General features: G+C 42.8%; 5 protein-coding genes. All 5 read right to left on the bottom strand.

The genetic code is table 11. From position 1 onward, the window contains the following. A partial coding sequence (locus I6852_RS05670; protein WP_180415472.1) for a flagellar protein occupies positions 1-223 on the bottom strand: 223 nt, incomplete at its 3' end. Between the two features lie 541 nt (positions 224-764). Beyond that, positions 765-2,843 carry an elongation factor G gene (gene fusA / locus I6852_RS05665; RefSeq protein WP_000101828.1) on the bottom strand — a complete coding sequence of 693 codons (2,079 nt, stop codon included), beginning with the start codon at positions 2,841-2,843 and terminating at the stop codon, positions 765-767. A gap of 11 nt (positions 2,844-2,854) precedes the next feature. After that, on the bottom strand, positions 2,855-3,322 hold the full coding sequence (gene rpsG / locus I6852_RS05660; protein WP_001254355.1) for a 30S ribosomal protein S7: 468 nt from the start codon (positions 3,320-3,322) through the stop codon (positions 2,855-2,857). 15 nt (positions 3,323-3,337) lie between these two features. After that, positions 3,338-3,745 (bottom strand): 30S ribosomal protein S12, encoded by a 408-nt coding sequence (gene rpsL, locus I6852_RS05655; protein ID WP_001142321.1) that lies wholly within the window; start codon positions 3,743-3,745, stop codon positions 3,338-3,340. Between the two features lie 88 nt (positions 3,746-3,833). Beyond that, on the bottom strand, positions 3,834-12,506 hold the full coding sequence (locus I6852_RS05650) for a DNA-directed RNA polymerase subunit beta/beta' (protein WP_197292006.1): 8,673 nt from the start codon (positions 12,504-12,506) through the stop codon (positions 3,834-3,836). Positions 12,507-12,508: the final 2 nt, after the last annotated feature.

The following is a 12,508-nucleotide window of genomic DNA, read 5'->3' as shown; positions in this document are numbered from 1 at the left end:
CCACTAATTGAGAGCTTAACTCAGGTTTTTTGGCGTCTTTTTTATCTTTGTGAGCCACTAATTGAGAGCTTAACTCAGGTTTTTTGGCGTCTTTTTTATCTTTGTGAGCCACTAATTGAGAGCTTAACTCAGGTTTTTTGGCGTCTTTTTTATCTTTGTGAGCGTATGCAGAACTCACAGCCAAAACTGATAATAAAACACCTGTCAAGATTTGCTTTTTCATACGAAAACTCCTTATGATGATTTTAAAAGCGAGGGAATTATATTTCTCAAAAGTAAATGAATAGAAACCAATAGGATTTTCACTAAAGAAATTTGCAGATTGCGTTTTGTTATATAAAAAACGCCTGGGAGCAATCAGCCATTTTTCTTAAAAAATAAAAACGCTCAAAAGCGTTTTTTAAGATTGAAGACAAAAAAGCTTGTTGTTAGTCAAGCGGAATTTATTGTAAGGCGGTCTATGAATTAGGGGATTTTTAAAGAGCATTGCTACAAAACACCCCCTAACCCCTTAAGAAAACGAATTCCACCATGAAATAAAATCTAAAACGATTAAACAAAGCAACCAAAACCCCATTTTTAAAAAAATTAAAAAGTTTTAATTACTCCTATTTGACAAGAGAGCCACAAAACAATTTATAGCAAACTAAAAAAGGTCATTAAAAGAGATAAAAACACTCAAAAAGTTTTTTTAAACCCAAAAGAGAAAAAATTTAAACAGCACCTATAACACCCCCTAAAAATAAGAGAGCGTTATAATTAAATCAGCCTTTGCGTTTTTCTACAATTTCCTTAGCGATATTGCTAGGCACTTCACCATAATGATCAAACTCCATAGAGTAAGTCCCACGCCCTTGAGTGGCTGATCGTAAATCCGTAGAATAACCAAACATTTCCACCAACGGCACAAAAGCGTTCACGATTTTCAAGCCTAATCGGTCGTCCATAGAATTGATTTGCCCTCTTCTCCTATTCAGATCGCCAATCACATCTCCCATGTATTCTTCAGGGACTTCCACTTCCACTTTCATCATAGGCTCTAGTAACACCGGGTTAGCCGCACGACTCGCTTCTTTAAACGCCATAGAGCCAGCGATTTTAAACGCCATTTCCGAAGAATCCACATCATGGTAGCTCCCATCATAAAGGGTAACTTTAAAATCCACCACCGGATAGCCCGCCAAAACGCCATTTTGCATCGCTTCTTGGATACCCTTATCCACCGCAGGGATATATTCTTTAGGGATCACGCCCCCTGAAATTTCATTCACGAATTCATACCCACTGCCAGGCTCTTTAGGCTCAAGCTTGATAAACACATGCCCGTATTGCCCACGACCACCGCTTTGCTTAGCGTATTTATGCTCTTTGCTCACGCTTGAGCGGATAGTCTCTCTAAAGGCGACTTGCGGCTGACCGATTTCAGCTTCCACCTTAAATTCTCTTTTCAACCTATCCACGATGATTTCTAGGTGCAATTCACCCATGCCACCAATAAGGGTTTGCCCGGTTTCTTCTTGAGTCATCACCCTAAAGCTTGGATCTTCTTCAGCAAGCTTGCCTAACGCTACGCCCATTTTTTCTTGGTCTGCTTTCGTTTTAGGCTCTACAGCGATGTGAATGACTGGCTCAGGAAATTCCATCCTTTCTAAAACAACCGCATTCTTTTCATCGCAAAGCGTGTCCCCAGTTAGCGTGTCTTTTAAGCCCACAAACGCGCAAATCTCGCCCGCATAAACTTCTTTAATGTCTTCTCTCTTGTTGGAATGCATTTTAAGGAGTCTTCCCACGCGCTCTTTTTTGTCTTTGGTGGAGTTATACACATAGCTACCGGACTCTAGATTGCCACGATACACGCGCACAAAAGTGAGTTGGCCCACAAAAGGATCCGTCATGATTTTAAACGCCAAACCGGCAAACTCGCCATCATCGCTGGATTTCACAAAAACCTCTTCTTCAGTTTTTGGATCAATCCCCTTAATATCCACAACCTCCGTAGGCGCTGGCAAGTAATCAATGACTGCGTCTAATAAAGTCTGCACGCCTTTATTTTTAAAAGAAGAACCACAAAGCATAGGGACAAGACTCATGTTCAAACAACCTGTTTTAATGCCTTTTTTGATTTCTTCAATACTCAATTCTTCACCGCCTAAATACTTTTCCATCAAGGCTTCATCTTGCTCGGCTACGGCTTCTACAAGCTTTTCTCGGTATTGTTTAGCCTTTTCTAACAAATCGCTAGGGATTTCTTCCACATCGTATTTAGCTCCCATGGTTTCATTGTTCCAAACGATCGCTTTCATTTGGACTAAATCAATCACGCCAATGAAAGTGTCTTCAGCCCCAATAGGGATATTAATAGGCACAGGATTAGCTTTCAAGCGAAGCTTAATCTGGTTTTCTACATTATAGAAATTCGCCCCAATCCTATCCATTTTATTGACAAAAACAATCCTAGGCACGCCGTATTTATTCGCTTGACGCCACACGGTCTCGCTTTGAGGCTGCACGCCCCCAACCGAGCAAAACACCGAAACCGCGCCATCTAGCACGCGCATGGATCGTTCCACTTCAATAGTGAAATCCACATGCCCTGGAGTGTCAATCAAATTGATTTGGTGATCCTTCCAAAAACAAGTCGTTGCCGCAGAAGTGATAGTGATCCCTCTTTCTTTTTCTTGCTCCATCCAATCCATTGTCGCCGCGCCGTCATGCACTTCGCCAATCTTATGGCTCACGCCTGTATAGAATAAAATCCTTTCAGAAGTGGTGGTTTTCCCGGCATCAATGTGAGCGGCGATACCGATATTCCTGATCCTATTTAATGGGGTTTTTCTAGCCATTCTAACTCCAATTACCAGCGATAGTGCGCGAACGCTTTATTCGCTTCTGCCATTTTATGCACATCTTCTTTTTTCTTAAAAGCCGCACCCTTATCGTTAGCCGCATCCATAAGCTCGTTAGCCAATCTATCCACCATCATCCTTTCATTGCGTTTTCTGGTCGCTTCTAAAATCCAACGGATAGATAGCGACTGCTGGCGGCTCGCCCTCACTTCTACCGGCACTTGATAGGTAGCCCCACCCACTCTTCTGCTGCGCACTTCCACTAAAGGACGCACTCTTTCTAGGGCTTTTTCAAACACTTCAATCCCTTTTTCACCGCTTTTTTCTTCAATCTTATTAAAAGCTTTGTAGATGATTTTTTCCGCTACGCTTTTCTTGCCATCGAACATCATTTTATTGATAAACTTCGTTACCACCTTGTTCCCATAAACAGGATCGCCCAAAACCTCCCTAACGGGTGCTTTTCTTCTTCTCATGCTTTTGTTTTCCTCTTATTTTTTCTTGTTGTCGGTTGCTTTCTTGTCGGTCGCTTTAGCTTTTTTAGTCCCATACTTAGAGCGTGAAACCGTTCTTTTATTGACCCCTGCAGTGTCTAAAGCGCCACGAACAATGTGGTATTTCACACCGGGTAAATCCTTAACCCTACCCCCGCGCACTAACACAATGGAGTGCTCTTGCAAGTTATGCCCTTCACCAGGGATATAACTGATCACTTCAAATTTACTGGTCAAACGGACCTTAGCGACCTTTCTTAAAGCCGAGTTAGGCTTTTTGGGGGTAGTCGTATAAACCCTAGTACAAACCCCTCTTCTTTGAGGGCATTCCACTAATGCAGGTGATTTCGTTTTTTTAACCACCTTTTTCCTTTCTTTTCTAATCAACTGATTGATAGTAGGCACTATTCTTCCTTATTCTAAAAATTTAAAACTAAAAGTTCCCCCATTTTACCCTAATTTTTCTTTTAAAAATCTTAACCGATTTTTTATATCAAAATTTAGAGTTATCCTCAAGCGCTCTCAACACGATTTTTTTATTCTTATACATGCCTGTTCCCACAGGGATCATCCTCCCCAACACCACATTCTCTTTCAAATCCTCTAAAAAGTCTTTTTTCATCGCAATACTGGCTTCTGTTAAAACCTTAGTCGTTTCTTGGAAAGAGGCCGCTGAAATGATGCTATCGCTCCCAATAGCCGCTCTGGTGATCCCTAAAAGCACCGGTTCAGCAATCGCTGGCTCGCCTTTTAAAGCGATCACACGAGCGTTTTCTTCTTTGAAGAGTTTTTTACTGACTAAATCCCCTTCAATAAACTTGCTATCCCCGCTGTCTAAAATACGCACCTGCCTTAACATTTGAGACACAATGATTTCAATGTGTTTGTCTGCAATGCTTACCCCCTGCCTGCGATACACTTGCTGGACCTCGCTCACAATGTATTTATAAAGCTCTTTTTCGCCGCTGATCCTCAAAATATCATGGCTTGAAACCACTCCATCTGTCATCGCCTCTCCCGCATGCACAAATTCATCGGCATGCACTAAAATTTGCTTGCCCTTATCCACAAAATAATCTGTGAGACGACCATCTTTGGAAGTTACGATGATGTGTTCTTTATTACGGATAGATTTACCAAAACTCACAATCCCATCAACCTCAGAAAGGATCGCCACATCTTTAGGTTTAGGCTTTCTCGCTTCAAAGAGTTCCGAAACCCTCGGGAGACCTCCGGTAATATCCCTGGATTTAACGGTCGCTTTAGGGATTTTTGCTAACACTTCAGCCTGCTCCACGCTAGAGCCATCGCTAATAGCGATAGAAGTTTTTGGCTCTAGGAAATAACGCGCTTCTTCGCCATTAGCCCCCTCTAAAAACAAGCTTGGTTTGTACCCGCTTGGGATGTAATCATTCACCACTAGGCTTGTGATACCGGTATTTTCGTCTTCTTTTTCAGCGACCGTAACCCCTGCGATAATATCCACAAAACTCACCTTACCCTTAAAGTCCGCAATGATAGGGGTGTTGTAAGGATCCCATGTGGCGATCGTTTTGAAAGTGTTAGTCGTGGGTTTAGAAATCACGCTATTAGCACTCACTTCACTATTATCATCAATCAAGATCTCAGAACCCCTAGCGATATAATGGCGAGCGGCTTCCCTACCATTATCATCAGCTACTACCGCAAACAAGCCTTTTTCGCTCACCATATCGCCCTTTTTGACTCCATGGGTGCGCTCTAAATGGTTAGCCTCTAAAACATAGTATTTGATTGCCCCTTTTTCTTTGGCATACACATCTTGTGCAATAGGGTCATTATCCTTGACCAGCAATTCGCTCGCATAAGGGATGCGATTAGGCACATTCCAGCCCTCTTGGATAATATCAGCGATACTTCCCCCCTTATGCACCTTATGCCCGTTAGCATAAGGCAAATACACTTTCCCTTCAATCTTACCGCCAACGCCGGCTAATTCGCTCGGCTTGACAATATCGCTTCTTCTTAAAACGAATTTAGCTTCTTGATCGCCATTTTTCACGCTCACAACGACTTCTTCATAAACCGTTTCAATGCGTAATTCCCCATCAAAAGGCGCTTTAATCTTAGGCTCTACCACTAAAATAGAAGCGTTACGGCGGTTAGCGATAATGTTTTTACCCTCTTTATTCGTGTAAGTCCTAAGGTTATAAAAACGCACAAAACCTTCTTTGCTCGCCACGATTTCACGCTCATCCTGACTCCTGCTCGCTGTCCCGCCCACATGGAAAGTCCTTAAAGTGAGCTGCGTTCCAGGCTCCCCAATAGATTGTGCGGCTACCACGCCCACCGCTTCACCCGGATAACTCATCTTGCCTTCGCCTAAATTCAAGCCATAGCATTTCGCGCACACGCCCTTTGGCGCTTTACAAGTTACTGGGGTGCGGATCGTAATGGATTTAATCCCGGCTTCAACCACCTTTTTAGCGCCCTCTTCATCAATCAAAGTGTCCGCATAAAGCAAGATTTCATTCGTAATGGGATCGATCACATCTTCTAATAAAACACGCCCAAAAATACGCTCTTCTAAAGGTTCAATCAATTCACTCCCTACTGCAATATCCGTGATTTCAATCCCTTCATGCGTGCCGCAATCATCAGACACCACCTTGACATTTTGCGAAACGTCAATGAGTTTTCTTGTCAAATACCCTGCATTGGCGGTTTTTAGCGCTGTATCCGCTAAGCCCTTTCTAGCGCCATGCGTGGAGTTAAAGTATTCTAAGACATTCAACCCCTCTTTAAAGTTAGAAATAATGGGCGTTTCAATGATACTGCCGTCCGGCTTTGTCATAAGACCCCTCATCGCTGAAAGCTGACGGATTTGTGCCGCACTACCCCTTGCGCCGCTATCTGCCATCATATAAATAGAGTTAAAGCCCTCTTTATCTTTTGCGATAGCGGTCATCATTTCTTTACTCATTTTGTCATTGACTTCAGTCCAAGTGTCAATGATCTTATTGTAACGCTCTTGGTCAGTAAGCAACCCTTGATCGTATTGTTGCTGGATTTTTTTAACCTCTACTTTGGCTTTTTCCACCATTTTTTGCTTGTCTTTTGGCGTGATAATATCTTCCATAGAGATAGAAATACCAGCCTTAGTCGCATACCTAAAGCCAAGCGTTTTTAAATTATCCAAAAAGGTTGCAGTAATGCCGATACCGCCGACTTTATGCACATAATCCACAAGCACGCCAATATCTTTTTTCTTCATGGGTCTGTTCCACAAATCCGTAGGGATAAAATCAGGCAAAATAGACTTAATGATCATGCGCCCCGCACTCGTAGCGATAATATTCCCTTGATCTAAAACCCTAATCTTTGCGTGGATGTCTAATTCTTTCGTGTCAATAGCGGTGATGATTTCATTCACGCTAGAAAAAAGCTTATGCTCGCCCTTGACCCCGCTCTTTTCTAAAGAAAGATAATAAAGCCCTAAAACCATATCCTGGCTAGGAATGGCTACGGCTTTACCGCTAGCGGGCAGAAGGATATTCATAGAGCTTAACATCAGCACCTTGCATTCAGCGATCGCTTCCTGGCTTAAAGGCACATGCACTGCCATTTGGTCCCCGTCAAAATCGGCGTTAAACGCTGAACACACTAACGGGTGCAACTGGATCGCTTTGCCGTCAATCAGCTTTGGATGGAACGCTTGAATGGATTGCTTGTGCAAGGTAGGAGCGCGGTTGAGTAACACCGGATACCCCTCTGTGATTTCTTGCAAGCACTCCCACACTTCATTGCTTTTTTGTTCAATCATGCGTTTAGCTTGTTTGAGCGTGGTGGCATAGCCTCTCTCTTCAAGCTTGGATAACAAATGCGGTTTGAAGAGTTCTAACGCCATGTTTTTAGGCAACCCGCATTCATCCATTTTAAGATTAGGCCCAACCACAATCACGCTTCTGCCTGAAAAATCCACGCGCTTACCTAAAAGGTTTTGCCTGAAACGCCCTTGCTTGCCTTTAATGATCTCGCTGAGCGATTTTAAAGGGCGTTTGTTAGCCCCTTTAACCGCATTGGTGCTGCGGCCGTTATCAAAAAGCACATCCACGGCTTCTTGCAACATCCTTTTTTCGTTGCGCACAATGATTTCTGGCGCCCCAAGCTCCATTAGGCGTTTCAAGCGTTGGTTACGATTGATGACACGACGATACAATTCATTCACATCGCTGACTGCAAACTTCCCGCCATCTAGAGCGACTAAAGGCCTTAAATCCGGTGGCAATACCGGTAAAACCGTGAGCATCATCCATTCAGGCCTGTTACCAGAATTTAAAAAGCTTTCTACCACTTTCAAACGCTTAATGAGTTTTTTCTTTTTCGCATCCGAATTAGTGTCTTTCACTTCTTCTTTCAAACTCTGCAATAAGGTGATCAAATCAATTTCTTCTAACAAATCCTTGATCGCTTCGCCGCCCATTTGCGCCACAAAGCCCCTGTCTTCGTATCTTCGTGAGATATTTTGATACTGCTCTTCATTCAAAATATCGTATTTCATCACAAGCTTAGTGCCTTCATTGTCATAAGCGGCTTCGCCTGGCTCTTTAACGATATAAGCCTCATAATACAACACGCGCTCTAAATCTTTCATCTTAACGCCTAAAAGCGTGCCGATACGGCTAGGTAAGGAATTGACATACCAGATGTGCGCTACAGGAGTGGCCAATTCAATATGCCCCATTCTAAAACGCCTGACTTTGGAGTGCGTGATCGCCACGCCGCATTTTTCGCATGTACCAATGTCTTTGAAGCGAGGCTTTTTGTATTTACCGCACAAGCATTCATAATCTTTAGTAGGGCCAAAGATTTTCATGCAAAACAAGCCGTCCCGTTCAGGTTTTAGAGTGCGATAATTGATCGTTTCTGGCTTTTTAACTTCCCCATAACTCCAAGAATGGATTTTTTCAGGGCTGGCTAGAGTGAGCTGGAAAGAGCTAAAGTCTTTAGGCCTGTCATCTTCTTTAATGACAATGGGTTTAGGCGCTCCATCCTCATCCACATCGTCCCCAAAAATATTAATATCCAAAGCGAGCGATTGCAATTCTTTAGTCAAGACATAGAAAGTCTCAGGGATTTCACTCTCGCCCACTTGCTCACCTTTAGCGATAGCCCTATAAGCGTTCTCCCTGCCTCTAATATCATCGGATTTAATGGTAAGCATTTCTTTTAGAGTGTGCGCTGCGCCATAAGCTTCTAGCGCCCATACTTCCATTTCCCCAAACCTTTGACCCCCAAAGAGCGCTTTACCCCCAACAGGCTGGTGCGTTACTAAGCTATAAGGGCCTGTGCTTCTGGCATGGACTTTTTCATCCACTAAGTGGTGGAGTTTGATCATATACATGTAGCCCACATTCACGCGCTCCCTCATTTTCTCGCCTGTGCGCCCGTCATACAGATCCATTTTGCCATCCATAGCGATCTTGGCTAATTCAAATAGCTTATAAAATTTTTCTTGCGAGATGCCTTCAAACACAGGGATAGCCATCTTAACGCCCTTGCTCCAATCTTTGGCGTATTCCAAAAGCTCTTCATCAGAGCAATTCTCAAGCACATGGATTGTCAAGGGGTCTTTTTCATTAATGGCGTTAGCGATTTCTAGCATTTTAGAGCGTAATTCTTTGGCAAAATCTTTGGTTTTATCCTCTAGCATGCGAGCGATTTGTTTCCCAAACTCTTTCCCCACTAAGCCTAAATGCATTTCTAAAATCTGCCCGATGTTCATGCGGCTTGGCACGCCTAAAGGGTTTAAGACAATATCCACAGGCTCGCCATCAGCGGTATAAGGCATATCCGCAACCGGCACGATATTAGACACAATCCCTTTATTCCCATGCCTTCCTGCCATTTTATCGCCCACTTTAAGCTTTCGTTTTGTAGCGATATAGAGCTTGACTTTTTTGATCACGCCATTAGGCAAAATATCGTCTTTTTCTAAAATAGAAAGCTTTTCTTCATGCTCTTCACCCAAAACTTTCTTTTGCTCTAAGAAATTGTTTTTAGTGATTTCATAGTGGTTTTGCACTTCTTTAGAATACTTTTTGACTAAACTAGCCAAAGTGAAGCGGTTGATTGAAGCGATTTCTTCTTTAGGGATTTGATCGCCTTCTTTATAATCCTTGCCGTTATGGCTGAAAGGCTCTTCTAAAATCGCTTGAGAAAGGAGCGAGCTAACGCGCAACAATTCTTCTCTATTGAGCATGGTCAAGCGGTCAAAATGCTCCATATCAAGCTTGGATTTTTCTTCTTCATACGCGCTCAAAACCCGCGCATCCTTCTCATAGCCTTTTTTAGTGAAGACTTTCACATCAATCACCGTGCCTTCCAAACTGGGGGGACAATACAAACTCTTATTGACCACATGCCCAGCTTTATCCCCAAAAATAGCCCTTAAGAGCCGCTCTTCAGGCGTGCTTTTAATCTCGCCTTTAGGAGAAGTCTTGCCCACTAAAATCATGCCAGCGCTCACATAAGTGCCGACTTTAACGATCCCGCTTTCATCAAGATGAGCGAGCGCTTCTTCTTTCACATCAGGAATATCAGCGGTAAATTCTTCCACACCATGCTTAAGCTCCCTAGCATCCACTTCTTTTTCATAAATGTGGGTGGAAGTGAAAATATCATCTTTAGTGATGCGCTCACTCACCACGATCGCGTCTTCAAAGTTATAGCCATTCCAAGGCATGAACGCCACGCGCACATTTTTCCCTAACGCTAACTCGCCTCTATCCATGCTAGGGCCATCAGCGATGATTTGCCCGGCTTCCACTTTATCGCCCACCTTAACGATAGGGACTTGATTGAAACTGGTGTTTTGGTTGGTGCGTAAGTTTTTTTGCAAAGAATACGCATCAATATAGGCCTCTTCTTTGCCTTCGCCTAAAATGTAAATGTTTTTAGAATCAATTTTTTCTACAACGCCTACACGATTGGCTTTGATCGCTCCCCAAGAATCCCTAGCGATAATTTTTTCAATCCCTGTGCCTACAATGGGAGCGTCGCTTCTTAACAAAGGCACGGCTTGGCGCTGCATGTTAGTCCCCATTAAGGCGCGGTTGGCGTCATCATGCTCTAAGAAAGGAATGAGCGATGCGGCGACCCCTACTAGCATGCTAGAGCTTAAATCCATTAAGGTAACTTTACTCTTTTCGTTTAAAACGATTTCGCCTTCCACGCGCGTTTCAATCAAATCGCCTAAAATATTACCCTCTTCATCAATAAGGGTGCTTGCGGGAGCGATGATGTGGCTGTCTTCTTGAATAGCGGTCAAATAAATCGTCTCACCCACTACCTTGCCATCCACAACCTTTTTATAAGGAGCTTCAATAAAGCCTAAATCATTCACTCTTGTAAAAGTGGAAAGGGTGTTGATCAGGCCGATATTTTGACCTTCTGGGGTCTCAATGGGACAAATTCGGCCATAATGCGTGGGGTGCACATCCCTGGCTTCAAACCCTACCCTGTCTTTCACCAACCCCCCTTCACCGAGCGCTGAAAGGCGGCGCTTGTGCGTAACCTCACTCAAGGGGTTAGTTTGATCCATAAATTGCGAGAGCTGACCGCCCATGAAAAATTCCATGATGGTGCTGGTGATCATTTTAGAATTAACCAAGTCATGGGGCATGAGCGAATCAAAAGCCCCGCTCATGGTAGTGAGCTTGTCTTTAATGGTTTTTTGCATTTTCACTAAGCCTGAATGCAATTCATTGGCCAATAGTTCCCCTACCGCTCTGATCCTACGATTGCCCAAGTGATCCCTATCATCAATCTTGCCCTGATTGTTTTTGATTTTCATGAGGTATTTAACGGTGGTGATAATATCTTCATGCGTTAAAGTCGTGATGTAATCAGGCACATGCAAGCCTAACTTGTGATTCATTTTCATGCGCCCCACCATGGTCAAATCATAGCGTTCTGGATCAAAGAAAAGTTTTTTGACAAACTGCTTAGCCACTTCAGTCGTAACGGGATCGCCTGGTTTCATAACCTTATGGATACGAATCGCCGCTAGAGCGTTTTCATCATCAATTTTTTCGGTTTGCTTGAGTAATTTCAAAGACTCATAATCGGCCAAAAAAGAATGGATAATGGAAGCGTCATGCCCTAACGCTAGATCGTTGATGATCACAAATTCTTGCACGCCTAAATCGTGGATTTTTTCTAATCTGTTTTTATCTAGCTGAGTGAGCATGTCCAATAAGACTTCTTTCCCTACCATAATAGGCTCAGCTAAATGACGATTAAGTAAAATATCCATAGGGTATTCCACCCATTCTAGATGGTTTTCTTTAAGCTCTTTAATCTTTCTTGAAGTGAGCTTTTTTCCTGCTAAAAGAATGATCTTGCCTTGAGGATCTTTCAAGTCAAATTCCATTCTTTGATTGGCGTCTAATGAAGCAAATGGGATCAAATATTTATCGTTTTCATAACGCACTTTAACAAGCGGATAGAACATTTTGATGATGTCTTGTTTTTGATAATCCATCGCCCTGAATAAAATAGTAACAGGCACTTTACGGCGTTTGTTGATACGAGCATACAAAACATCTTTAGAATCGTATTCAAAATACAGCCACGAACCCCTATCAGGGATGATTTGCCCTATGTAAATGAGCTTGTTTAAAGAAGTGCTAGACTCCTCTTCTTTAAAAATCACACCGGGGCTTCTGTGGAGCTGATTGACCACCACGCGCTCCACCCCATTAATAATAAATGAAGTGCGTTCTGTCATCAAAGGGATCTCACGAATGAAAATGCTTTGTTCTTTAATATCTTTGATGCCGTTCTTTTCGCCACTTTTGGTGTCTTTTTCCCACAAGATCAAGCGCACTTTAATTTTGAGAGGGATAGAGTAGGTAATGCCCCTCTCCATCGCTTCTCTAACAGTGTATTTAGACTTGCCAAATTCGCAACCTGCGTATTCTAAAGTGATGCGGTTATGCTCATCTTGGATAGGGAAAATGGATTTAAAAACCTTTTCAATCCCGCTCTCTTTGCCATCTTTGGAATACAAGAAAGAATCATAGCTGTCTCGTTGTAATAATAATAAATTAGGAACTTCTAAATCTGTCGGGGTTTTTGTAAAATCAGCTCTCAAGCGGTTTTTTAGGGGAATTTTTTTTGACATAT

The sequence above is a fragment of the Helicobacter pylori genome (genome assembly GCF_015904775.1).
Lineage (GTDB): Bacteria > Campylobacterota > Campylobacteria > Campylobacterales > Helicobacteraceae > Helicobacter > Helicobacter pylori_DM.
This window is presented reverse-complemented; position numbering and strand designations above follow the sequence as displayed.

Bases quoted from the DNA above. Each gene is read 5' to 3' on its own strand.
- fusA (WP_000101828.1), bottom strand. From the start codon at position 2,843: ATGGCTAGAAAAACCCCATTAAATAGGATCAGGAATATCGGTATCGCC.
- rpsG (WP_001254355.1), bottom strand. From the start codon at position 3,322: ATGAGAAGAAGAAAAGCACCCGTTAGGGAGGTTTTGGGCGATCCTGTT.
- I6852_RS05650 (WP_197292006.1), bottom strand. From the start codon at position 12,506: ATGTCAAAAAAAATTCCCCTAAAAAACCGCTTGAGAGCTGATTTTACA.